The sequence below is a fragment of the Pseudomonas sp. WOUb67 genome (assembly GCF_050058005.1).
GTDB lineage: Bacteria > Pseudomonadota > Gammaproteobacteria > Pseudomonadales > Pseudomonadaceae > Aquipseudomonas > Aquipseudomonas putida_R.
This window is the reverse complement of sequence record NZ_CP170112.1, coordinates 2,051,166-2,074,671: the sequence shown is the minus strand read 5'-3', so window position 1 is coordinate 2,074,671 and position 23,506 is coordinate 2,051,166. Positions and strand designations below refer to the sequence as shown.

At 63.1% G+C, this 23,506-nt stretch carries 20 protein-coding genes and 1 pseudogene; 10 read left to right on the top strand and 11 right to left on the bottom strand.

Going from position 1 to position 23,506, the window contains the following annotated elements:
• Window positions 1-91 precede the first annotated feature (91 nt).
• Together ABOC32_RS09320 and ABOC32_RS09315 are read left to right on the top strand one after the other, a co-directional pair.
• On the top strand, window positions 92-1,165 hold the full coding sequence (locus tag ABOC32_RS09320) for a diguanylate cyclase (RefSeq protein WP_426811585.1): 1,074 nt from the start codon (window positions 92-94) through the stop codon (window positions 1,163-1,165).
• Window positions 1,166-1,216: 51 nt separating this feature from the next.
• Window positions 1,217-3,802, top strand: a complete 2,586-nt coding sequence (locus ABOC32_RS09315; RefSeq protein ID WP_426810826.1) for a bifunctional diguanylate cyclase/phosphodiesterase — start codon at window positions 1,217-1,219, stop codon at window positions 3,800-3,802.
• Window positions 3,803-3,887: 85 nt separating this feature from the next.
• Here the strand turns inward: ABOC32_RS09315 and ABOC32_RS09310 are convergent, their stop codons facing one another.
• Window positions 3,888-4,208, bottom strand: coding sequence for a DUF2025 family protein (locus ABOC32_RS09310; protein WP_426810825.1), 321 nt, complete (start codon window positions 4,206-4,208; stop codon window positions 3,888-3,890).
• Window positions 4,209-4,369: 161 nt separating this feature from the next.
• Window positions 4,370-5,287, bottom strand: a complete 918-nt coding sequence (locus ABOC32_RS09305; RefSeq protein ID WP_426810824.1) for a LysR family transcriptional regulator — start codon at window positions 5,285-5,287, stop codon at window positions 4,370-4,372.
• A gap of 111 nt (window positions 5,288-5,398) precedes the next feature.
• Between ABOC32_RS09305 and ABOC32_RS09300 the strand changes: the two are divergent.
• Window positions 5,399-6,158: pseudogene (locus ABOC32_RS09300) on the top strand (SDR family NAD(P)-dependent oxidoreductase).
• A gap of 145 nt (window positions 6,159-6,303) precedes the next feature.
• On the opposite strand, the gene ABOC32_RS09295 reads toward ABOC32_RS09300, so the two are convergent.
• The 7 genes from ABOC32_RS09295 to ABOC32_RS09265 all read right to left on the bottom strand — a co-directional run bounded on the left by ABOC32_RS09295 (window position 6,304) and on the right by ABOC32_RS09265 (window position 11,236).
• A complete protein-coding gene (locus ABOC32_RS09295) occupies window positions 6,304-7,173 on the bottom strand; it encodes an efflux RND transporter periplasmic adaptor subunit (RefSeq protein WP_016498268.1) in 870 nt (289 codons plus the stop codon).
• Between the two features lie 12 nt (window positions 7,174-7,185).
• Complete coding sequence (locus ABOC32_RS09290) at window positions 7,186-7,392, bottom strand: DUF1656 domain-containing protein (protein WP_426810823.1); 207 nt, start codon at window positions 7,390-7,392, stop codon at window positions 7,186-7,188.
• Window positions 7,379-9,367 (bottom strand): FUSC family protein, encoded by a 1,989-nt coding sequence (locus ABOC32_RS09285; RefSeq protein ID WP_426810822.1) that lies wholly within the window; start codon window positions 9,365-9,367, stop codon window positions 7,379-7,381. The genes ABOC32_RS09290 and ABOC32_RS09285 overlap by 14 nt, the downstream gene beginning before the upstream one ends.
• Window positions 9,368-9,667: 300 nt before the next feature.
• Window positions 9,668-9,784 (bottom strand): cytochrome c oxidase subunit CcoM, encoded by a 117-nt coding sequence (ccoM, locus tag ABOC32_RS09280; RefSeq protein WP_003254862.1) that lies wholly within the window; start codon window positions 9,782-9,784, stop codon window positions 9,668-9,670.
• Window positions 9,785-9,918: 134 nt separating this feature from the next.
• On the bottom strand, window positions 9,919-10,080 hold the full coding sequence (locus tag ABOC32_RS09275) for a hypothetical protein (RefSeq protein WP_003254864.1): 162 nt from the start codon (window positions 10,078-10,080) through the stop codon (window positions 9,919-9,921).
• 67 nt (window positions 10,081-10,147) lie between these two features.
• Complete coding sequence (locus ABOC32_RS09270) at window positions 10,148-10,477, bottom strand: aspartate-semialdehyde dehydrogenase (RefSeq protein ID WP_234229655.1); 330 nt, start codon at window positions 10,475-10,477, stop codon at window positions 10,148-10,150.
• A 63-nt stretch (window positions 10,478-10,540) separates the two neighbouring features.
• A complete protein-coding gene (locus ABOC32_RS09265) occupies window positions 10,541-11,236 on the bottom strand; it encodes a M949_RS01915 family surface polysaccharide biosynthesis protein (protein WP_426810821.1) in 696 nt (231 codons plus the stop codon).
• A 162-nt stretch (window positions 11,237-11,398) separates the two neighbouring features.
• On the opposite strand from ABOC32_RS09265, the gene rapA reads away from it, so the two are divergent.
• Complete coding sequence (gene rapA / locus ABOC32_RS09260) at window positions 11,399-14,245, top strand: RNA polymerase-associated protein RapA (protein ID WP_426810820.1); 2,847 nt, start codon at window positions 11,399-11,401, stop codon at window positions 14,243-14,245.
• A 287-nt stretch (window positions 14,246-14,532) separates the two neighbouring features.
• Window positions 14,533-16,797 (top strand): putative bifunctional diguanylate cyclase/phosphodiesterase, encoded by a 2,265-nt coding sequence (locus tag ABOC32_RS09255; protein WP_426811584.1) that lies wholly within the window; start codon window positions 14,533-14,535, stop codon window positions 16,795-16,797.
• On the opposite strand, the gene ABOC32_RS09250 is transcribed toward ABOC32_RS09255, so the two are convergent.
• Both ABOC32_RS09250 and ABOC32_RS09245 read right to left on the bottom strand, forming a co-directional pair.
• The gene (locus ABOC32_RS09250; protein ID WP_426810819.1) at window positions 16,697-17,584 is read right to left on the bottom strand and encodes an NAD(P)-dependent oxidoreductase; all 888 of its coding nucleotides are present in this window, start codon (window positions 17,582-17,584) and stop codon (window positions 16,697-16,699) included. The two genes, ABOC32_RS09255 and ABOC32_RS09250, sit on opposite strands and share 101 nt — an antisense overlap.
• Window positions 17,585-17,754: 170 nt before the next feature.
• Window positions 17,755-18,066 (bottom strand): DUF2288 domain-containing protein, encoded by a 312-nt coding sequence (locus ABOC32_RS09245; protein WP_426810818.1) that lies wholly within the window; start codon window positions 18,064-18,066, stop codon window positions 17,755-17,757.
• Window positions 18,067-18,425: 359 nt separating this feature from the next.
• Here ABOC32_RS09245 and ABOC32_RS09240 point away from each other — a divergent pair, with 359 nt between their 5' ends.
• The 5 genes from ABOC32_RS09240 (at window position 18,426) to ABOC32_RS09220 (ending at window position 23,370) form a co-directional block, all read left to right on the top strand.
• Window positions 18,426-19,541 (top strand): branched-chain amino acid ABC transporter substrate-binding protein, encoded by a 1,116-nt coding sequence (locus ABOC32_RS09240; protein ID WP_104833306.1) that lies wholly within the window; start codon window positions 18,426-18,428, stop codon window positions 19,539-19,541.
• 186 nt (window positions 19,542-19,727) lie between these two features.
• The gene (gene livH, locus ABOC32_RS09235) at window positions 19,728-20,651 is read left to right on the top strand and encodes a high-affinity branched-chain amino acid ABC transporter permease LivH (protein WP_086977869.1); all 924 of its coding nucleotides are present in this window, start codon (window positions 19,728-19,730) and stop codon (window positions 20,649-20,651) included.
• Window positions 20,648-21,904, top strand: a complete 1,257-nt coding sequence (locus tag ABOC32_RS09230; protein ID WP_086977870.1) for a high-affinity branched-chain amino acid ABC transporter permease LivM — start codon at window positions 20,648-20,650, stop codon at window positions 21,902-21,904. The genes livH and ABOC32_RS09230 overlap by 4 nt, the downstream gene beginning before the upstream one ends.
• Entirely contained in the window at window positions 21,901-22,668 is a 768-nt protein-coding gene (gene livG / locus ABOC32_RS09225) for a high-affinity branched-chain amino acid ABC transporter ATP-binding protein LivG (RefSeq protein ID WP_003254878.1), read from the top strand. Before ABOC32_RS09230 ends, livG begins: the two co-directional genes overlap by 4 nt.
• Complete coding sequence (locus tag ABOC32_RS09220; RefSeq protein WP_016498257.1) at window positions 22,669-23,370, top strand: ABC transporter ATP-binding protein; 702 nt, start codon at window positions 22,669-22,671, stop codon at window positions 23,368-23,370.
• Window positions 23,371-23,506: the final 136 nt, after the last annotated feature.

Here is a 23,506-nt window from a genome sequence, read left to right as displayed (position 1 = left end):
TAAGGTCATTTTTCGCCGATGAAACTGTGTTCAACAATATTCACGTGAGTTATGCGATAAACGGTACCCCGGCAGAAGAACAATGAGCATGATGGACAACCGCAGCGGCACAGGCCTTTCATTCGTCAAGCGCATCTACCTGCCGCGCGTTATCGGCTTGGGCATCGGTCTGTTCAGCGTCATGGCTGGCATGGCCCCGCTGACGCCGCCTGCCTGGGTATGGGGGCTGATGCTGTTCAACGGGCTGTTGTGGCCGCACGTGGCCTACTTCTGGGCCAGCCGCTCGATAACCCCTTACCAGGCGGAACAGCGCAACTTGCTGATCGACTCGCTGATGGGCGGGTTCTGGACCGCCGCCATGCACTTCAACCCGCTGCCCAGCGTGACCGTGCTGTCGATGATGACCATGAACAACGTCGCTGCCGGCGGCAAGCGGATGGTCGTGCGAGGGGCACTGGCCCAGTTGGCCGGCATGCTTGCCGCCGCTCTGGTGCTCGGCCCCGGCCTGCAGCTGAACGCCACGCCCCTGCAGGTTTATGCCTGCCTGCCGATGCTGACGCTGTACCCGCTTGCCCTGGGCTGGGTGTGCTACCAACTGGCGATCAAGCTGGCCGACCACAAGCGCCGGCTGAGCGCCCTGAGCCTCACTGACAGCCTGACCGGGCTGCTCAACCATGGTGCCTGGAAAGACCTGCTGCTGCTGAAGTTCCAGGCCTGCAAACAGCAACCCGGGAGCGCGGTCATTGCCCTGATCGACATCGACCATTTCAAGACCATCAACGACTCCTTCGGCCACGTGGTCGGCGATTGTGTACTGCGCCAGCTCAGTGCCGAGCTACGGCGCAACCTGCGCGAAGGCGACCAGGCCGGGCGCTACGGCGGCGACGAGTTCTGCGTCATCCTGCCGGACACCAGCGAAGCTCAGGCCTGCCACGCCATGGAGCGCCTGCGCGAACGGGTCGCCAACTACCGTAACCCGCAGTTGCCGCACCTGCGCATCAGCCTCAGCATTGGCCTGTCAGCGTTCGAGGCTGGCCTGCAATCCCCGGAACACTGGCTGGAACAAGCGGACAAGGCGCTGTATACCGCCAAGCACGCAGGCCGCGACCAGGTCAATTTTGCCCGCGGCGAGGCCGCGACGCTCAGGCTGGCCTATCCTGATTGAACCCCCTGCCTGACTGCCCGGCGGGAGGCTGCTTGAAGGAGCCGCTCGCGCATGGCCAGGACCGCCACCCTTCCACCCGCAAGCCCCACGCCGCGCTTTCAGGTACGCCACCTGATTGCCGGTTTCAGCGCTGTTTTCGGGCTGGCCGGCCTGGTCACCCTCGGCGCGCTGTTCAATATCGCCACCACGCTCGACCAGCAGGAGCGCCAGCGTAGCGCCTTTCATGCGACCCAGGCGCTGGAGCAACGGCTACTGGCCTCACGCCAGTTTCTGTCCAGCTATGCCGTATGGGATGCGGCCTTCGAGCATCTGGCGGGGAATGCCGACTGGAAGTGGGCCTACGAGGAAAAGAACATAGGCGAGTCGCTGTACAGCGCCAGCGGCTACGAAGGGGTGTTCGTGGTGGAAAACGACCGCACCACCTATGCCTTGTTCAAAGGCCAGCCCAGCCAGGCGGGCGCCAGCACTTATATAGAAGCACCGCTGCAGCCGATCATCGACCAGGCCCGTGCAGCAGCCATTCCCCGCGAGCAGATCACCCGTTTCGTGCTGTTCAATGGCTGGCCGGCCGTACTCAGTGCCGCAGCCGTACGCCCGGACCGCGACGTCACCGACAGCGAGGTAAGCCAGGCGCCCGTGATGCTGTTCGTCGACCAGCTTACCGAAGAAAAACTGGCGCAGCTGGGCAAGGGTGCCGGCCTGAACGGCATGCATGTGGAAAAGGAAGACATGCAACAGCACCACCACCTGCGTATCGACCTGGGTGACACCGGCTATCACCTGTCCTGGAGCAGCCCGCTGCCTGGGCACCAATTGCTGTGGGCGGTAATGCCAGCCCTGTTGGGCGCGCTGCTGATACTTGGCCTGATCATGCTGTACCTGTTCCGCCTCACCTTGCGCAGTTCGCGGGCAATCGGCCTGACGCTTTCGCACTTGCAACAGAGCAACCAGGCCCTGGAGGCCAGCGAGCAGCGGTTTCGTGCGGTGGCCGAGTCGGCATCCGACTGGATCTGGGAAACCGACCGGCAACAGGGCCTGACGTACCTGTCACAGCGCTTTGCCAATGTCACCGGCTACCCGGTGGACGACTGGCTGGGTCACCCGCTGAACCAGTTGCTGGCCTGCGATACCACGCCGCTCTCACCCTGGCTGGACGCCCTCGCCAACGCAGACCCGCAACAATTGGCCAACCTGCGCTGTACTTACCGCGACCAGAATGGCCAGAACCGCTACTGCAGGATTTCGGCCCGCGCCATCTGGTATGACGACAAACCCATCGGTTTTCGTGGCACCGCCAGCGACATCACCGACGAAGTCGACGCCCACGCGCGCATCCAGCACCTGTCGCTGCACGACCCACTCACCGGGCTGGCCAACCGTAACAAGCTCGCCAGGCACCTGGAGCAGGCCTTGCTGCGCGGCAGTGACTCGCCGCCACTGACCCTGCTGCTGCTCGACCTCGACAACTTCAAACCGATCAACGACTCCCTCGGCCATGGGGCCGGGGATGCCGTGCTGCAAGAAGTGGCGACGCGCCTGCGCGACACTACCCGCGATGGCGACCTGGTCGCACGCCTGGGCGGCGACGAGTTCATTGTGGTGCTCAGCGGCATGGACAACCGCAGCGAAGTCGACCGCTTCTGCGCCCGCCTGATCAGCCTGCTGCAGCAGCCCATCACTTTCGACAGCCAACCGCTGCACGTCGGCGCCAGTATCGGCGTCGCCCAGACCCGCACCCAAGGTTTCGATGCCGGCGAACTGATCCGTTGCGCCGACATCGCCCTGTATCAGGCCAAGGCCGATGGCAAGAATACCTGGCGTTACTTTGCCGCCGAAATGAACCAGCAGATCCAGTACCGTCGCCAGTTGGAAAACGACTTGCGCCGGGCCCTGCGCAACCAGGAATTCGAGCTGCATTACCAGCCACGCTACCGCCTCAGCGACCTGCGCATCGTCGCGGTCGAAGCCTTGCTGCGCTGGCAGCACCCGCAGGAAGGGTTGCTGGGCCCGGACACCTTCATCCCGCTGGCCGAGCAGAGCGACATCATCGTCGCGCTGGGCCGCTGGGTGCTGCACGAAGCCTGCCGCACTGCCCACGACTGGCCCGCCGAGATTCTGGTTTCGGTGAACCTGTCGCCTGCGCAGTTCCTGCGCAGCGACGTGGTCGCCGATGTGCGCGAAATCCTGCTGGACACGGGCTTCCCGGCCCAGCGGCTGGAACTGGAAATTACCGAAAACGTGATGCTCAATGACATCGAGGGTGCGCTAGGCACCATGCTGTCGCTCAAGGAACTGGGCGTGCGTCTGAACATGGACGATTTCGGCACCGGCTACTCATCGCTGGGCTACCTGCGTACCTACCCGTTCGACAGCATCAAGATCGACAAGCGCTTCATCAGTGGCCTCAACAGCAACGGCGGCAGCGACCGCGCGGTGGTTCAGGCCATCATCAACCTGGGTGAGGCAATGGGGTTGACGGTGACGGCCGAAGGTGTGGAAAGCGAACAGCAGCTCAAGGCGCTGGAGAAGGACCGCTGCCATGAGGTGCAGGGCTTTTACATGAGCCGGCCGCTGGACAGTGCCGGGCTGGCGGCGTTGTTGCACCAGCCATCCCAAAGCACTGCACAGCCCTTGTAGGAGCAGCCTTGTGCTGCGAAGAGGCCGGTACAAGCTGCACAGTTGATAGTGGCTTCACCGGCCTCTTCGCAGCGCAAGGCTGCTCCTACACGGACCGGCGTTCGGCGACGATCTCTGGCAAGTCCTGGCGGCGCAGGTAGGCGCGCAGGGGCTCAGCAATATTCAGGCGGTCATCCACATGCTGCTCCAGCAGCAGCGCCAGCCGCTCACGGCACAGCGCCATGCGCTGCCCTTGCTCGGCACGCCAGACAAACTCGCTGCAGGGGGTAATGCTGTCGTCGGCCACGTCCATGCCGAACGAGTCCTCGGAAAAACGCACGATATGAACGCCGCGCTTGCCGTGAAAACCGACAAAGCCCTTGAGCTGGTCGGCGGCGTTGCAGATATCCTGGGAAGTGATGGCCATGACGTAACCTCGCAATGAAATCGGAAGATACGCACGCCTGGCGGGGGATCGGCCGCCTCTACCGGGCAACTCGCAAGCGGCAGCCTAACCCAAGTGCCAGGCCGTTCGCCAAGGTTTTTCGTGCTTGCCCCGCACCTCTACAGCTGCGCCCGGCACCCTGGTCAGCGTTCACTTGGCGCTGGGTCGACCTGCGACGCCAGCACTGCCGCCAGCCACTGCATGAACGCCTGAACCCGGCGTGGCACATGCCGTTGCCGGGCATACAGCAGCGACACCGGCATGGCAGGGGCCTGCCAGTCTTCCAGCAGTGAAACCAGCTCGCCCCGCTGCAGGTGCTCGGCAACCCCCACCGCCGGTACCTGAATCAACCCCAGCCCGGCCAGGCAGGCCGCCGAGTAGGCCTCGGCGTTGTTGACCGTGACCACACCCGCCATGGCCTGGTAGTGCAGCTCACCCCCTTGCAGGTACTCGAACCCGGCACTCCGTGCGCCCAGGGTGCGCACGTAGTGCACCAGCTGGTGCCCGGCCAGTTCCTGCGGCGTCTGCGGCACCCCGTAGCGGGCCAGGTAGGCGGGGCTGGCACAGTTGCGCATGCTCAGTTGCCCGACCGGCCGCGCCACCACATCCAGGTCATGCAGGGCACCAATGCGCATCACGCAGTCAAACCCTTCGCGCAGCAGATCGACCTGGCGGTCAGTGCAACTGAGCTCCACTTCCAGCCGCGGAAAGCGCTGCAGAAACTGCGGCAACGCCGGGATGATGACCCGCCGGGCCATCATGGTCGGCAGGTCGATGCGCAGGCGCCCGGCCAGCTCGGCATCGTCGGCACTGAACAGGTTCTCGATCTCGTCCATGCCTGACAGCAGGTCTTTGCTACGCTCGTACAGCAACGCGCCATCCTGGGTCGCCTGTACCCGGCGGGTAGTGCGGTGGAACAACTGCGTGCCCAGCAGGCGTTCCAGCGCCTTTACCTGCTCCGACACGGTCGACCGTGGCAGCCCCAGGCGCTCGGCAGCCAGGGTGAAACTGCTGACCTCACTGACCCGCACAAAGGTGCGCAACAACTCCAGCTTGTTCATTCGGGCCTCGACTATCCGGTTTTGGCGAACAGTATTTCCATATTTGCTGGATTTAACAGCTTCTTGCCGACCAATAACCTGTCCTCATCCACCCACAATGAGGTTTTCACCATGACCCGCAAAATTGCCCTGATCACTGGCGCCAGCCGCGGCCTCGGCCGTAATGCTGCCGAACACCTGGCTGCACGCGGTATCGATGTCATCGGCACTTACCACAGCAAAGCGGACGAAGCCCAAGCCGTAGTTGCCCAACTGGAACAGGCCGGGGTCAAGGCGGCCATGCTGCAACTGGACGTTGGCGACAGCAGCAGTTTTGCCAGCTTCGCCGAGCGCCTGGGCACTACCCTGCAGCAGCACTTTGGCCGCGAGCGTTTTGATTTTCTGGTGAACAATGCCCGGGATCGGGCTGAACGTGCCGTACGTCGAAACCAGCGAAGCGCAGTTCGACCAGTTGCTGAACATTCAGCTGAAAGGGCCGTTTTTCCTCACCCAGCGCCTGCTGCCGCTGTTGGTCGACAACGGCCGCATCGTCAACATCTCCACCGGCCTGGCGCGCTTTGCACTGCCGGGGTATGCCGCCTATGCCGCGATGAAGGGCGCCATGGAGGTGCTGACCCGCTACCAGGCCAAGGAACTGGGCGCGCGCGGCATCCGGGTGAACATTCTGGCGCCGGGGGCGATCGAGACCGATTTTGGCGGAGGCGTGGTGCGGGATAACCAGCAGGTGAATGAATACATTGCCGGCAATACCGCGCTGGGCCGGGTGGGCTTGCCGGACGATATCGGGGCGGCGATTGCGCTGTTGCTGGAAGACGGCAATGGCTGGATTACCGGGCAACGGCTGGAAGTGTCGGGCGGCATGTTCCTCTGAGCCTCACGTCACGCCAGGCGATGCGCGGTACCTGTAGGAGCAGCCTTGCGCTGCGAAGAGGCCAGTGCAGGCACTGTAGTTGTGCTGGCCATGCGGGCCTCTTCGCAGCGCAAGGCTGCTCCTACAGGTTAACGAGGCAGCACCATCACTGCTCGCCCCGGTCCTCATGCACCTGCACGCTCGCGGTCATGCCTGCACTCAGGGTCACCCCTTCCGGCACCTGGTCCAGGCGAATCCTTACCGGTATGCGCTGGGCCAGACGCACCCAGTTGAAGGTCGGTTCCACCTCCGGCAGCAACTGGCTGTCCGGGTTGCTGTTGCGGTCGGTGATGCCGCGGCTGATGCTCTCCACATGCCCTTGCATCGGTTCGCCCGCGCCCATCAGCCAGACTTTCACCGTGTCCCCCACGCGAATACGCGGCAGCTTGGTTTCCTCGAAGTAGGCCTGGATATAGAAGGTTGAATCATCCACCAGGGCCATCACCGATTGCCCGGTGTTCACATAGTTGCCCTCGGCCAGACGCAGGTTGGTGATGTGCCCACTGCGCGGTGCGCGCACTTCACTGCGCGCCAGGTTGATCTTGGCAACCTGCAACTGCGCTTCTGCCTCATGCAGTTCGCCACGGGCAATGGCGGCGTTGATCTGGGCGTTTTCACGCAGCTCGGCGCTGATCGCCTCTGGCCCCAGGGCGGTACGCCGGGCGGCTTCGCGCTCGCGCAAGCGCAGTTGCTGGGCGCGGGTCTCAGTCACCGCGCTGGCCTGGTCGAAGGCCGCCTGGAAGCGCTCGCGGTCGATGCTCATCAACAGGTCGCCGGCCTTGACCTGCTGGTTATCTCGGGCCTTGAGTTCACGCACCCAGCCGGACACGTCAGGGGCGATCACCACCACATCGGCGCGCACACGGGCGTCGCGGGTCCAGGGCGTAAGCATGTAGTACTGCCACAGCTGGTAGCCGGCCCACACGGCCAGCGCCACCACACACAACGTCACCAGGGTACGTACGGCCGCACGCATCGAAACACTCCTTTATAAAGCTCCCAGCAGCCTCACCACCAGGAACAACACACAAACGAACAGCGCTGCGTCGAACAACGCTTCATGCCAGATCCAGCGCGCCAACGGCGTCGCCTGCACCACCAGGCGCAACACGCCGGTGAGCACCAGCGCCAGCAACACATAAAGCAGAAACGGGCTGAGCAGCACGCCGCCCACTTCCCATTCACGCAACCCCATGGGCTTCCTCCTGCCAGCGGCACCACTTGCCCCAGCTTTTCTGCAATTGCAGCACAGCCCCTTCGGCCAGCCGCAGCGGGTCACTGGCAGGCAGCCGGCGCAAGGTGGCAATAAATTGTTCACTGGCGGCGTCCAGGCGCTGCCCCCGCCCAGCGGCCGGCCCCTTGGCCAGTACCGCCTCCACCTGCTGCAAGTACTCGCGCTCGGCCCGCCCCAAGGGGGCTTGGGCAACCGCCAGGCACATGCGCAGGTGCACCAGTTCATCGCCGATATCCAGCCCATGCAGGCCGTCATCCCAGCGTTTGCGCTCGCTTTCGGGCAGCTCGCCAGCATGCCGCGCCAGTTGCATCAGGCGGTCGGCCATGCGCCCGCCAAACCAACTGTCGGCACCGCGCAGGTCGCGCCGGGTCAGGCGCACCAGGTCGCTCTGGGTGGCGGCACGCAGGCGCCGGCCCAGCCAGGCCGGGTGGCGGAATACCAGTAAACGGAAGGCCAGGACCGCTGCCGACACACCTACCAGCATCGCCAACCCACTGTTGAGCAGGGTCGCCACACCAAACTGCATGGCGTTGAGCGGCGACACCAGCACAATGAAGTGCAGGCAATAGGAAGTGGCGGTGGCCCCGGTACGGGGGTGGGCCATGCCCAATGCGCCGAGAAACAGCGGCACGCCCATGCCCAGGCAAAGCATGGCAAAGCTGCTCCATTGCGGCAGCAGGATCTGCCCGACCAGAAACGCCGCAGGTATCGCCAGAAAGATCCCGCGCAGGAAGCTCAGGCCAATCTGCGCGCCGTTCTCGCGGCTGGCGAACAGGCTGCAGACCACGCAGGTCAGCACCAGGCCACCCGGCGCCGAAGGCCACGCTGTCGCCAACCAGAAGCCGCTCATCACCAGAAAGGCCAGTGCGCTGCGTGAACCGAACAGCAAGGCCAGCGACCAGTCACGGTGCACGGCCAGGCCCTGGGACACATCCTTGGGCGCCCTGCCCGCCTCCACATCCTCCAGCGCCAGGCTGGCGGCCATGGCGTAGTCCAGCAGCAAGGCCATACGCGCAAGGCAGTAGTGCTCCGTCGAACTGATCTGCTCGTCATGGGCGGCATCCCAGATGCGCTGGCGCAGCAGCAACAGGCTGGGCTGGTCGGGTTTGGCCAGCAGCGCGCGAACCTCTTCCAGCCAGTGTGCCAGGTGTGCGGCCTCTTGCTCATCGAGTTGCCGCCACTGCCGGCGCACCGAACGCGAGATGCGCAACAGCACCATCAGCTTCTGGCTGAGGCCACGGATGGCGCGGGCTCGCTGGCGCCCGCGGTTGCCTTCGAACCAGGCATGTTCACGCTGGCTGTCGATGGCAACAATACGCCCCAGGCTCTCCAGCAAGCCTTTGCGCGCCTCATCCTCGCCGCCCAGCATGGCACTGGCAGCCTGCAGACCGTTCTGCCAGGCCTGCCGAGCCTGCCCGCCCAGTTGCTGCTCCACCCGCATTGGCCAGAGCAAGGCACTGGTGGCGGTGGCGCAGAAAATGCCCAGGCAGATCTCGGTACAACGCGCCACGGCCTGGTCGAACACTTGCAGCGGGTGGTCGATGGCGGGCAAGGCAATGATCGCCGCGGTGTAGCCCGCCAATACAAAGGCATAGGCCCAGGCGCTGCGCAGTTGGGTCGAGGCAGCGGTGCACAGCGCCAGCCACAGCGCCAGGGTAATGAGGAACAAGCCTGGGGTCTGGGCAAACAGGCCGATGAACACCACCGACATGACCGTGCCGACCAAGGTACCGGCCAGCCGTGCGAGGCCTTTCTGCACCACCATCCCTGACAGTGGCTGGGCGACGATGAAGGCGGTCATCAGTGCCCAGGACGGCTGCTCCAGGCCCCAGCGCATCGCCAGCCACAACGCCAGGCCGCCACCGAGCAAGGTCTTGATGGCGAACTTGAGGGCGAGGCTGCTGGGGGCGAACAGGGCCTGGAGGGTGATGGGCACTAGGCGGACCTTGCGGGGGATGGTCGTACTGAAAAGATAGACAATGGAGAGAAGGATAATGCGGAAACGATTAATTAGCTAGCTAATCATCTTTATTGGAACATCAGTCAGCCTGTGCTGGCCCTTTCGCAGCACAAGGCTGCTCCTACAGAGTTCCCATGGCGTCATGGCATCGCGCTCAACCTGTAGGAGCAGCCTTGTGCTGCGAAAGGGCCGGCACAGGCAACACTTAAATCGCAGGCAAAAAAATGGGCGACCGAAGTCGCCCTAAATGCCTTGCGTGCTCGTATACCCGGGAGGTCAGCGCGGCTTGCGCTTGTTCGAGTCCTTCCAGATGAAAATGCCCAGACCGGCAAAGAAAGCGACCATCAACCCGACCGTTACCACACCAGCGATAACCACGTTGTCGAAGAACATGCTGGCCTCCCATTCGTCTGCCGTTGTCCGATGGGTGAACGTTAACCAATGTGAGGGGGGAGAAAATTGATCGGGGTCAATGGTGCCCGGGGCCGGGCACGCGAGGCGGGTGCAGGGTTGACCTGCGTCAAGTTTCAGCGCTTCTTCGGTTTGCCCTTGGGCTTCTTTTTCTTGCTGGTGCTCAACGGCAAGGCCTGCTCGAACGCGTTGCGCATTTCGTTCAGGCGCTTTTCCTTGAGGTCGTGGACGCGCTTGGCGCGTTCGGCATCAAAATCGATGAGGTTGTCTTGGCTCATGGGCGGGCTCGACGATCAACTGAGGCTTGCATGATGAAGCCAGGCGCAGGCGCTGACCAGCCCCGCGTCAGACTTCGATGTCCACCAGCAGCCCCTGGCGCACGTGCTCACCCATCAACGGGGCCACCGGCACGGTGTTGTCTGCGTTGACCTCGTCACCTGGCATGGCACTGTAGCGGTCCTGCTCGCCCTGCTTGCGACGCTGCTGCTGGCGACGCTGTTCCTCGCGCAGCAACAGCACCTGCTCCTGCGGGTCGCGCTGGTGCTTGAGGTCGATGCCACTTTCGCTGGACGCAGGCTGCGCCGGCACCACCGGCTTGATGTCGGGGGTCGGCTTGACCGGGTCCTGTTGCGAGGTCACCGGGGCGGCGCTGAGCGGAATGATTGGCGGCAGCATGGACGTTCTCCTATGCCCCCTGTATCGGCAGGCGCGGGTTTACCTTGATGTCATGGACAACAATTACTCGGCTTCGTCGTCAGGGTCGTCGTCGCCTGGCGGGCTGGTTTCGCTCCAGGGCCGCTTGTAAACCTGCTGCCACACCGCATCCAAGTGGTCGCGCAGCACCTGCGGCGCGGTTTGGAGCGAGGCGCTGTCATCCCGGTCGCCGCCAATCGGCTCCTCACCCGCCGGGCTGATCAGCGAATGGCCGGTGATGGTGTAGCTGGCCTGCCCTTCGCGCATTTCGATGGCGATGTCATGCGGGTCGATACCGCCGCCACAGAAGGCATGGCTGGCCACGGTAACCTCGGCGACACCGTCCTTGTTCAGGTCGCTGACATCACTGACGTCGGTGTAGAAGTCCACGTCCAGGTCCAGCCCGGGGCAGGTGGTTTCCTGCTCGATCTGCCAGCGTGCCTTGAATGCGTCACTTTCGGCAGTGCGCCCGTACAAGGTGGCCTTGAGCACCACCTTGTCCACTTCCTGTTCGCTTTCCGGGTCGCTGGCCTGGCCATCGCTGCGGCTCAACACCAACAGGCCTTCACCGTCGCGGTCACGAAAGTGCACGCTCTTGATCGGCGTCTGCACGCCCAGGACCTCAAGCTGCTCCATCGGGATGGCCGGCAAGGTCTCGAAGTTTTTCTGCTCGCAGGCGGCCAGCAGCAACAGGCTGCCCACGGCCATGGAAGCGCTGATCCAGCGGTGCTTGGCAGACATGTTGATCCGAGGCCCTCGTCAGCTGCACGGTGCGAGACGATGAAACGGCTAGACTGACTTACTTCCTGTTGTCGATCGGCACCTTTCGGTGCGTTCGCACTTTGGTCTGACCGGCCGATCCGTTAACATAATCGGCTTTTTCATCGCGGGAGTTCAGGCAGTATGGCGCAGCAGTATCAACCGGGGCAACGCTGGATCAGCGACAGCGAAGCAGAGCTCGGCCTGGGTACCATCCTGGCGCAGGATGGCCGCCTGTTGACCGTGCTCTACCCGGCCACTGGCGACACCCGCCAGTATTCCCTGCGCAACGCGCCGCTGACCCGCGTGCGCTTCTCGCCAGGTGACCAGATCACCCACTTCGAGGGCTGGAAGCTGACCGTGCGCGAAGTCGATGACATCGACGGGCTGATGGTCTACCACGGCCTGGACGGGCAAAACCAGCCGCGTACCCTGCCAGAAACCCAGTTGTCGAACTTCATCCAGTTCCGCCTGGCCAGCGACCGGCTGTTTGCAGGGCAGATCGACCCGCTGTCGTGGTTCAGCCTGCGCTACAACACCCTGCAGCACACCAGCAAGCAGATGCAGTCGGCGCTGTGGGGCCTGGGCGGCTGCCGTGCGCAACCGATCGCCCACCAGTTGCACATCGCCCGCGAAGTCGCCGACCGCAGCGCCCCACGGGTATTGCTGGCCGACGAAGTGGGCCTGGGTAAAACCATCGAGGCCGGCCTGGTGATCCATCGCCAGCTGCTGTCGGGCCGCGCCAGCCGCGTGCTGATCCTGGTGCCGGAAAACCTCCAGCACCAGTGGCTGGTGGAAATGCGCCGCCGCTTCAACCTGCAGGTGGCCCTGTTCGATGCCGAGCGCTTTATCGAAAGCGACGCCAGCAACCCGTTCGAGGATGCCCAGCTGGCGCTGGTTGCACTGGAATGGCTGGTCGACGACGAAAAGGCCCAGGACGCATTGTTTGCTGCTGGCTGGGACATGATGGTCGTCGACGAGGCCCACCACCTGGTCTGGCACGAAGACCAGGTCAGCGCCGAATACGGCCTGGTCGAGCAACTGGCCCAGGTGATCCCGGGCGTATTGCTGCTCACCGCCACCCCCGAGCAGCTTGGCCAGGACAGCCACTTCGCCCGCCTGCGCCTGCTCGACCCCAACCGCTTCCATGACCTGGCGGCATTCCGCGCCGAAAGCGAGCACTATCGCCCGGTGGCTGAAGCCGTGCAGGAGCTGCTCGACGAAGGCCGCCTGTCGCCCAAGGCCCACGCCACCATCCAGGGGTTCCTGGGTGCCGAAGGCGAAGCCCTGCTGGCTGCGGTCAGCGACGGCGACAGCCAGGCCAGCGCACGCCTGATCCGCGAACTGCTGGACCGCCACGGCACCGGCCGCGTCCTGTTCCGTAACACCCGTGCGGCGATCCAGGGCTTCCCGGAGCGCCAGCTGCACCCCTACCCGCTGGCCACGCCCGAGCAGTACCGCGAGCTGCCAGCCGGCGAGCACGCCGAGCTGTACCCGGAAGTGGCCTTCCAGGCCCAGGGTGATGTGGCTGACGACGAGCGCTGGTGGCGTTTCGACCCGCGCGTCGACTGGTTGATCGACACCCTGAAAATGCTCAAGCGCACCAAAGTGCTGGTGATCTGTGCGCACGCCGAAACCGCCATGGACCTGGAAGACGCCCTGCGCGTACGCTCCGGCATTCCGGCCTCGGTGTTCCATGAAGGCATGAACATCCTCGAACGCGACCGCGCCGCCGCCTACTTCGCCGACGAAGAGTTCGGTGCGCAAGTGCTGATCTGCTCCGAGATCGGCAGCGAAGGCCGCAACTTCCAGTTCGCCCATCACCTGGTGATGTTCGACCTGCCAGCGCACCCCGACCTGCTCGAACAGCGTATCGGCCGCCTTGACCGGATCGGCCAGAAGCACACCATCCAGCTGCACATCCCGTACCTGCAGGACAGCCCGCAAGAGCGCCTGTTCCAGTGGTACCACGAAGGCCTCAACGCCTTCCTCAACACCTGCCCCACCGGCAACGCCCTTCAGCACCAGTTCGGCCCACGCCTGCTGCCGTTGCTTGAAGGTGGCGAGAGCAAGGCCTGGGACGCCTTGGTGGACGACGCCCGCAGCGAGCGCGAGCGCCTGGAAGCCGAACTGCACACTGGCCGCGACCGCCTGCTGGAGCTCAACTCCGGCGGTGCCGGCGAAGGCCAGGCGCTGGTCGAGGACATTCTCGAACAGGACGACCAGTTTGCCCTGCCGATCTACATGGAAACCCTGTTCGACGCCTTCGGCATCGACAGTGAAGACCATTCCGAGAACGCCCTGATCCTCAAGCCGAGCGAAAAGATGCTCGATGCCAGCTTCCCGCTGGGCGACGACGAAGGCGTGACCATCACCTACGACCGTGCCCAGGCACTGTCGCGTGAGGACATGCAGTTCCTCACCTGGGAGCACCCGATGGTGCAGGGCGGCATGGACCTGGTGCTTTCCGGTTCCATGGGCAATACCGCCGTGGCGCTGATCAAGAACAAGGCACTCAAGCCGGGCACCGTCCTGCTCGAATTGCTGTTCGTCAGCGAGGTGGTGGCACCACGCAGCCTGCAACTGGGCCGCTACCTGCCACCGGCGGCACTGCGCTGCCTGCTGGATGCCAATGGCAACGACCTGGCCTCCCGCGTGGCTTTCGAAACGCTCAACGAGCAGCTTGAAAGCGTGCCACGCGCCAGCGCCAACAAGTTCGTCCAGGCCCAGCGTGACGTGCTCGCCAAGCGTATCAGTGGCGGTGAAGAGAAAATCATGCCGACGCACGTCGAGCGTGTAGCCGAAGCCCAGCGCCGCCTGGCCGCCGAGGCCGACGAAGAGCTGGCCCGCCTGGTGGCACTGCAAGCGGTCAACCCGAGCGTGCGCGACAGCGAAATCGAAGCCCTGCGCAAGCAGCGTGAAGATGGCCTGGCGATGCTGGACAAGGCCGCCTTGCGCCTTGAGGCCATTCGCGTGCTGGTGGCTGGCTGATCTGACATGCCCCCTGGTGGCCTGACCACCCTCCTGTAGGAGCAGCCTTGTGCTGCGAAGAGGCCGTATGCCCTCACAAGATTATTGTGAGGCATGCGGCCTCTTCGCAGCACAAGGCTGCTCCTACACCCTTCTTTATGCCTGCTGGCGATTGGGTTGATAACCAAATCGTAGAAATCAATGTGCCATTATTCAGGAAGGCTTAAACACCTCTTCCTATACTGCCTCTGGACAGTCTGCTCAGGGTTGTAGCGCAGACGAGTGAAAACTCGATCATGGGGCACTCAATGGAATGGCTGGGGCTGCAACTGTTCGCCGACCTCCCGGCAACCGGGCGCATCATTATCGATTGCCACCATGAACCGTTCCTGGTGCTGCTCGCCTACTTCGTTGCCAGCGCGGCCTGCTTTGCCACCCTGGACATGGCCGAGCGCCATTCCCACAGCGAAGACCCCACTGCCCACCGACAATGGCACATGCTAGGCGCCTGCTGCCTGGCCGGTGGCATCTGGGCCATGCACTTCATCAGCATGCTGGCCTTCCAGGCGCCGGTAGAGGTGCACTACGATGCTTCCCTGACCATTCTTTCCCTGCTCATCGCCCTGGGCGTCGCCTGGGTGACCATGCACAGCCTCGACCGCCGCCAGATGCGCGCGCACCATTTCCTGTTAAGCGCAGTTCTGATCGGCCTGGGCATCATCCTCATGCACTTCGTCGGCATGGCGGCGATGGAAACCGGCGCCCGCCAGTATTACCAGACTGGCCTGCTGCTGGCCTCTGCCGCCCTTGCCCTGCTTACCAGCCTGGCTGCGCTGTGCCTGGCCCGGTACTTGCGCAATGGCAGCGGCACCCTGCACCAGGCCATGAAGTACGGCGCCAGCCTGCTGATGGCAGGTGGTATCGTCGCCACCCACTTCACCGCCATGGCAGCCATGACTCTGGTGATCCCGGCCGACACCGCACTGCGCCTCCCCTCTGGCGACAACAGCCTGCAACTGGGGCTGGGCATCGGCTTCATCACCTTGCTGATCAGTGGCGCCAGCATCAGCGCCGCACTGGCCGACAAGAAGCTGCAGAGCAAGGAGCACGACTTGCGCCGGGTCAGCATGCTGCTCAGCCAGCTGGACCAGGCCCGCGCCTCGCTGCAGCAGGCCGCGCACTACGACGCCCTGACCAACCTGGTCAACCGCCGTGGCTTCAACCAGGTGTTCGCCGAGCGCCTGGCCGATCACCACGCCACTGAAAACCGCCTGGCAGTGATGTTCCTCGACATCGACCACTTCAAGCGCATCAACGACAGCCTTGGCCACGATGCTGGCGACGAACTGCTCAAGGTGATCGCCAATCACATCAAGGCCGCCACCCGCAATCAGGACCTGGTTGCACGCCTGGGCGGCGACGAGTTTTGCGTGGTCACCAGCCTCAACAACTGCGACGAAGCCCGCCACCTGGCACAACGCATCATGCAACGGATGAAAGAGCCCATCGACCTGGGCGGCAGGCGCATGGTCATGACCACCAGCATTGGCGTCAGCATCTTCCCCGACGACGGCACCAGCGCCGAAGAGCTGCTCAAGCATGCCGACCTGGCCCTGTACCAGTCCAAGGACAGCGGGCGCAACAGCCTGCACTTTTTCAACGAAAACCTGAAAACCCAGGCCTCCCTCGCGTTGCAGCTGGAAGAAGAGCTGCGCGTGGCCCTGCTCGAAGAGCGTGGGTTGTGCGTGCATTACCAACCCATCTTCGACATGCGCAGCGGGCAGGTGGCCAAGCTCGAAGCGCTGGTGCGCTGGCATCACCCGCAGCACGGCCTGCTGGCGCCCGACCGCTTCATCGGCATTGCAGAAGCCAACGGCCTGATCATCGACCTTGACCTGTGGGTGATGCGCCACGCCTGCGCCGACCTGGCGCACCTCCAGCGCCACGGTTATGGCGATATCAAGGTGACGGTCAATTGCTCGGCGGTAACCCTCAGCCACGACGAACTGCCCAATGAAGTGGAGCAGGCGCTATTCAACGCCGGGCTCGCGCCCCGTAACCTGGAACTGGAAGTGACCGAAAACGCCCTGATGGGCGATATCCAGCGTACCGTCAGCCTGCTCAAGCGCGTGCGTGCCCTGGGCGTGGCGCTGTCGATCGACGACTTCGGCACCGGCTACTCGTCACTGGCCTACCTCAAGCGCCTGCCGCTGGATGTGCTGAAGATCGACCGCACCTTCCTGCAGGATGTGCCGGGCAGCCAGAAGGACCGCGAGATCGTCCAGGCGATCATCGTCATGGCGCACACCCTGCACCTGAAAGTCGTCAGCGAAGGCGTGGAAACCGTCGAACAACAGGCATTCCTTGAAACCCACGGCTGCGACTACCTGCAGGGCTACCTGTTTGGCCGCCCGGTACCGCTGGCCGAACTGCGGCCGCTACTGGAACGGCCGCAGCGTCAAAGCGAGGCAGTCAGCCCTTGTTGCGGTACAGTTCTACAAGGGTCGCCGGATCTTTTTGCAGGTAACCCTGGCTACCGTGCAGGCGCATCAGCTGCGCGGCGAGGCCACTGAGCGGCGTCGCCGAACCCTGCTCACGGGAAAACTTGACTGCGCCATCCAGGTCTTTGAGCAGCGTGCGCACGTGCCACTTGATTGGCTCGAAGCGGCTCTCGGCCATTTGCGGCGCGAGGATCTGCAGCGGTCTGGAATCGGCAAAGCCACCCGCCAGTGCTTCGGCGATCAGCGTCGCGTCCACCCCGGACTGCTCGGCCAGCGCCACCACTTCGGCGATCACCAGGGCATTGCACGCCACGATCATCTGGTTGCAGGCCTTGGTCACTTGCCCGGCGCCCACCGCCCCCATGTGCGTCACGCGTTGACCAAGCACCTGCAGCACTGGACGTGCACGCTGCAGGTCGGCCGCTTCACCGCCAACCATGATCGCCAAGGTACCGGCCTCGGCACCGGGTGTGCCGCCTGACACCGGGGCATCCAGCCAGGCCATGCCGCACAGCACCGCAAGCTCAGCGGCCATTTCACGAGTGGCGGTGGGTTCCAGGCTGGAGAAATCGATCAGCAACTGGCCACTGCGCCCACCCTGGGCAATGCCGTGCTCGCCGAACACCACCTCGCGCACCACGGCCGTGTCGGCCAGGCACAGCAGTACCATGTCGCTGCCCTGGCACAGTTCAGCGGGGCTGTTGGCCAGGCGCGCGCCGGCAGCGACCAGCGCGGCACACTTGTCCGGGCTGCGGTTCCACACGGTCAGCGGGTACCCCGCCGCCAGCAGGCGTCGGCACATGGGCAGGCCCATCAGGCCAATGCCGGCGAATCCAAGCGAAGGTAGTGCAGTGCTCATCAATGACTCCTGGCTATTCGAATTGTTTTCCAGGCTGGCCGGAACGGTGGACACATTACGCATCCCGTAAACTGTTACCGCCACGCCGAATTGTTACTTACCTCTACCCGCCTTGAACGCCTTCAAGCACCAAAACGGGGCTGCTGCGCATTTTTGCGCACCAAAAAAGATCATGCCTCAGCCGGGCGCTTCGTCTGAATCACGATGAACGGCGAAACCACCACCGCCCAGATCTCTGGATCGCGGCTTTGCAGGTCAAGTGCCTGCTCGGCCGACACGGGCCCAACAGTGCCATCACTACGCCACTTGGCGAAGATCTCGCCGCGATTCTCGGCCATCGCCTCGGCAACGGTGATCAGGTCCAGGCTGGGGTCGACCCAAATCAGGTCACCCTTGGCCCAGAAACGCTCCAGCGCTTTCCACTCGATGATTGCTGTCTCGCCAAGCAATTTGGCATAGAGGGTGCTTGTTTGATCAGTCATGGGTGGTATCCGCAAAAATCGGCCAATAAAAAAGGTCGGCATTTTTGCAGAAAAACCCGGTTTCAAATATGTAATTTGGTCGATTGACCCAGAACTTGTGGGGCGGGGTCGCAGATACAGGCAGTTTGATGGCGCCTTTTTGTATCTTTCTGTCGAGCAAGCGACAACCCAGGAAACAGGCACTTTTTGACCGCTTTTCAAGCGCTCGAACAGCGCTCTACACTGTACCGGTACAGTTCCGGGACATGTTCCGGGGGAAGGTGGGCTTGCGCGTTGGCATGGCCACGCCGCAAATCCCGCCCGGTCTGTAGCCCTGGCCGCCAGGACTATAAGAATTACAACAGAATGAGTGGAGCACTATGATCAAGATTTCCAAGCTGTTCGCCGCAATGGTACTGGCCGGGGTAGCCAGCCATTCGTTTGCCGCCGATACCATCAAGATCGGCATCGCCGGTCCGAAGACGGGTCCAGTGACCCAGTACGGCGACATGCAGTTCATCGGCGCCAAGCAAGCCATCAAGGATATCAACGCCGCGGGCGGCGTCGATGGCAAGATGCTCGAAGCCAAGGAATACGACGACGCCTGCGACCCTAAACAGGCCGTGGCAGTCGCCAACAAAGTGGTCAACGACGGCGTCAAGTTTGTCATCGGCCACCTGTGCTCCAGCTCTACCCAGCCTGCGTCCGACATCTACGAAGACGAAGGCGTGATCATGATCACCCCCGCCGCCACCTCGCCGGAAATCACCGCCCGTGGCTACAAGCTGATCTTCCGCACCATCGGCCTGGACAGCGCCCAGGGCCCGGCGGCCGGCAACTACATCGCCGACCACGTCAAACCGAAAGTGGTTGCAGTACTGCACGACAAGCAGCAGTACGGTGAAGGCATCGCCACTGCGGTCAAGCAGACCCTGGAAAGCAAAGGCACCAAGGTTGCCGTCTTCGAAGGCCTGAACGCGGGTGACAAGGACTTCTCGTCGATCATCCAGAAGCTCAAGCAGAACAACGTCGACTTCGTCTACTACGGCGGCTACCACCCAGAGCTGGGCCTGATCCTGCGCCAGGCTCAGGAAAAAGGCCTGAAAGCCAAGTTCATGGGCCCGGAGGGCGTGGGTAACGACTCGATTTCGCAGATCGCCCAGAACGCTTCCGAAGGCCTGCTGGTCACCCTGCCGAAGTCGTTCGATGCCGACCCGGAGAACAAGAAGATCGTCGACGCCATCAAGGCTGACGGCAAGGACCCAAGCGGCCCGTTCGTGTTCCCTGCCTACTCGGCTGTCGAGCTGATCGCCCAGGGCATCAAGGCCGCCAAGTCCGAAGACACCGACAAGGTGGCAGCTGCCATCCACGCCGGTTCCTTCAAGACCCCTACCGGCACCCTGTCGTATGACGAGAAAGGCGACCTGAAAGACTTCAAGTTCGTGGTCTACGAATGGCACTTCGGCAAGCCGAAGACCGAAGTCTCCCCTCAGTAACTGCGTGACTAAATAGCTGACCGTAGAAGCCCACTGTGCGAGCAGTGGGCTTTGTTTTACGAGGTTCATGGGCCCGACCCCCGCGATCCGGGGGCAGGCCCACCTGAAAATCTTAAAACCGTCACCCGCGGTTTCCTGGCATACCCCCGCCAGCGAAATGCAAATCAGGTTTTTAGGAGCGCTGTAATGCCTGAGATCTACCATTTCTTCCAACAACTGGTTAATGGATTGACCATCGGCAGCACCTATGCCTTGATCGCCATCGGCTACACGATGGTGTACGGCATCATTGGCATGATCAACTTCGCCCACGGCGAGGTGTACATGATCGGTTCCTACGTGGCCTTCATCGCCCTGGCGGGCCTGGCCATGATGGGTATCCATTCGCTGCCGATCCTGATGACCGTGGCCTTCGTCGCGACGATCTTCGTCACCAGTGCCTATGGCTACAGCATCGAACGGGTTGCCTACCGCCCCCTGCGCAACAGCAACCGTCTGATCCCGCTGATTTCCGCCATCGGCATGTCGATTTTCCTGCAGAACACTGTGTTGCTTTCCCAGGACTCCAAGGACAAATCCATCCCCAACCTGATCCCTGGGAGCATCTCCTTCGGGCCGGGCGGTGCTGAAGAAGTCCTGATCAGCTACATGCAGATCCTGGTGTTCGTCGTCACTCTGGTGGCAATGACCCTGCTGACCCTGTTCATCTCCCGCTCTCGGCTGGGCCGCGCCTGCCGCGCCTGCGCCGAAGACATCAAGATGGCCAACCTGCTGGGCATCAACACCAACAACATCATCGCCCTCACCTTTGTCATCGGTGCCGCCCTGGCAGCCGTGGCGGCCGTGCTGCTGAGCATGCAGTACGGGGTGATCAACCCTAACGCCGGTTTCCTGGTGGGCCTGAAAGCCTTTACCGCGGCGGTGCTGGGTGGCATCGGCAGCATCCCGGGCGCCATGCTCGGCGGGCTGGTGCTGGGTGTGGCCGAAGCGTTCGGCGCCGACATCTTCGGCGACCAGTACAAGGACGTGGTGGCATTCGGCTTGTTGGTTCTTGTCCTGCTGTTCCGGCCGACCGGCATCCTGGGCCGCCCGGAGGTTGAAAAAGTATGAACAGAAATCTCAAACAGGCGTTCTTCAGCGCCTTGCTGGTATGGGCCGTGGCCTTCCCGGTACTGGGCCTGAAACTGAGCATCGACGGCATCAGCCTGGTGGTGCACAGCCAGGGTTCGTTCACCATCAGCATCATCGCCGTGTGCTCGGTACTGATGTTCCTGCGCGTGCTGTTCGACAAGCAGTGGAGTTCGGTGATGGGCCGCCGTTCGGATCGCAAGCTGATCCCGCCGGCCGTCAGCAACTACCTGACCCTGCCCAAGACCCAGCGCTATGTGATCATTGGTCTGATCGTCGCGGCACTGGTGTGGCCGTTCTTCGGCTCGCGCGGTGCGGTCGACATCGCCACGCTGATCCTGATCTACGTGTTGCTGGGCCTGGGCCTGAACATCGTGGTCGGCCTGGCGGGCCTGCTCGACCTGGGTTACGTCGGCTTCTACGCCGTCGGCGCCTACAGCTACGCCATGCTCTCGCACTACCTGGGCTGGAGCTTCTGGGTGTGCCTGCCCATTGCCGGCCTGATGGCCGCCACCTTCGGCTTCCTGCTTGGCTTCCCGGTGCTGCGCCTGCGCGGTGACTACCTGGCGATCGTGACCCTTGGCTTCGGCGAGATCATCCGCCTGTTCCTGCGCAACCTCACCGACTGGACCGGCGGCCCCAACGGCATCAGCAACATCCCCAAGCCGGAGTTCTTCGGCCTGACCTTCGAACGCCGTGCCGCCGAGGGCATGCAGACCTTCCATGAGTTCTTCGGGCTGGAATACAACTCGATCAACAAGGTCATTTTCCTCTACCTGGTGGCCCTGCTGCTTGCCCTGCTGGCGCTGTTCGTGATCAACCGCCTGCTGCGCATGCCGATCGGCCGCGCCTGGGAAGCCCTGCGTGAAGACGAGATCGCCTGCCGTGCGCTGGGCCTGAACCCGACCATCATCAAGCTCTCGGCCTTCACCCTCGGTGCCTGCTTCGCCGGTTTCGCCGGCAGCTTCTTCGCTGCGCGCCAGGGCCTGGTCACACCGGAGTCGTTCACCTTCATCGAGTCGGCGATCATCCTCGCCATCGTCGTGCTCGGCGGCATGGGCTCACAACTGGGCGTGATTCTCGCGGCCATCGTGATGATCCTGCTGCCCGAGCTGATGCGTGAGTTCAGCGAATACCGGATGCTGATGTTCGGTGCGCTGATGGTGTTGATGATGATCTGGCGTCCGCAAGGCTTGCTGCCTATGCAACGTCCACACATGGAGCTGCGTCGATGAGCCGCGAAATTCTGCAAGTCAGCGGCCTGAGCATGCGCTTCGGCGGCTTGTTGGCGGTCAACGGCGTGGCCCTGACCGTCAAGGAAAAACAGGTGGTGGCGCTGATCGGCCCGAACGGCGCCGGCAAGACCACGGTGTTCAACTGCCTCACCGGTTTCTACAAGCCCAGCGGCGGCACCATCCTGCTCGATGGCCAGCCGATCCAGGGCCTGGCCGGCCATCAGATCGCCCGCAAGGGCGTGGTGCGGACCTTCCAGAACGTGCGCCTGTTCAAGGAAATGACCGCGCTGGAAAACCTGCTGATCGCCCAGCACCGTCACCTGAACACCAACTTCTTCGCAGGCCTGTTCAAGACCCCGAGCTTCCGCCGCAGCGAGAAGGAGGCCATGGAGCGCGCGCAGTATTGGCTGGAGAAGGTCAACCTGACCGAATTCGCCAACCGTACCGCCGGCACCCTGGCCTACGGCCAGCAACGCCGCCTGGAAATCGCCCGCTGCATGATGACCCAGCCGCGCATCATCATGCTCGACGAACCGGCCGCGGGCCTGAACCCGAAGGAAACCGAAGACCTCAAGGCACTGATCGCCTACCTGCGTGAGTCGCACAACGTCACCGTGCTGCTGATCGAGCACGACATGAAGCTGGTGATGAGCATCTCCGACCATATCGTGGTGATCAACCAGGGCACCCCCCTGGCCCACGGCACGCCGGAAGAAATCCGCGACAACCCTGATGTGATCAAAGCCTACCTGGGGGAAGCGTAAATGCTGAAGTTCGAAAACGTTTCCACCTTCTACGGCAAGATCCAGGCGCTGCACAGCGTCAACGTGGAGATCAACCAGGGCGAGATCGTCACCCTGATCGGTGCCAACGGCGCCGGCAAGTCGACCTTGCTGATGACCCTGTGCGGCTCGCCGCAGGCGCACAGTGGCAGCATCAAGTATCTGGGTGAAGAACTGGTCGGCCAGCCGTCCTCGCACATCATGCGCAAGAGCATTGCCGTAGTGCCTGAAGGCCGCCGCGTGTTCGCCCGCCTGACCGTCGAGGAAAACCTGGCGATGGGTGGCTTCTTCACCAACAAGGGCGACTATCAGGAGCAGCTGGACAAGGTGTTGCAGCTGTTCCCGCGCCTGAAGGAGCGTTATATCCAGCGTGGCGGCACCATGTCGGGTGGCGAGCAGCAGATGCTCGCCATTGGCCGGGCGCTGATGAGCAAGCCCAAGCTGTTGCTGCTCGACGAGCCTTCGCTGGGCCTGGCACCGATCATCATCCAGCAGATCTTCGACATCATCGAACAGCTGCGCCGCGATGGCGTGACCGTGTTCCTGGTGGAGCAGAATGCCAACCAGGCGCTGAAGGTCGCTGACCGCGCCTATGTGCTGGAGAACGGCCGGGTGGTGATGCAGGGGACGGGGGAAGCGCTGTTGACCGACCCGAAGGTGCGCGACGCGTACCTCGGCGGTTAATGGACAAGGGCCTTCGGGCCCTTTTCTCTGCCTGCCAGATTTGTACTGCCTGTACTGGCCTCTTCGCGGGTAAACCCGCTCCCACAGGGACCGCACAAGTCTTCAGTGATGCGCCGAATCTGTGGGAGCGGGTTTA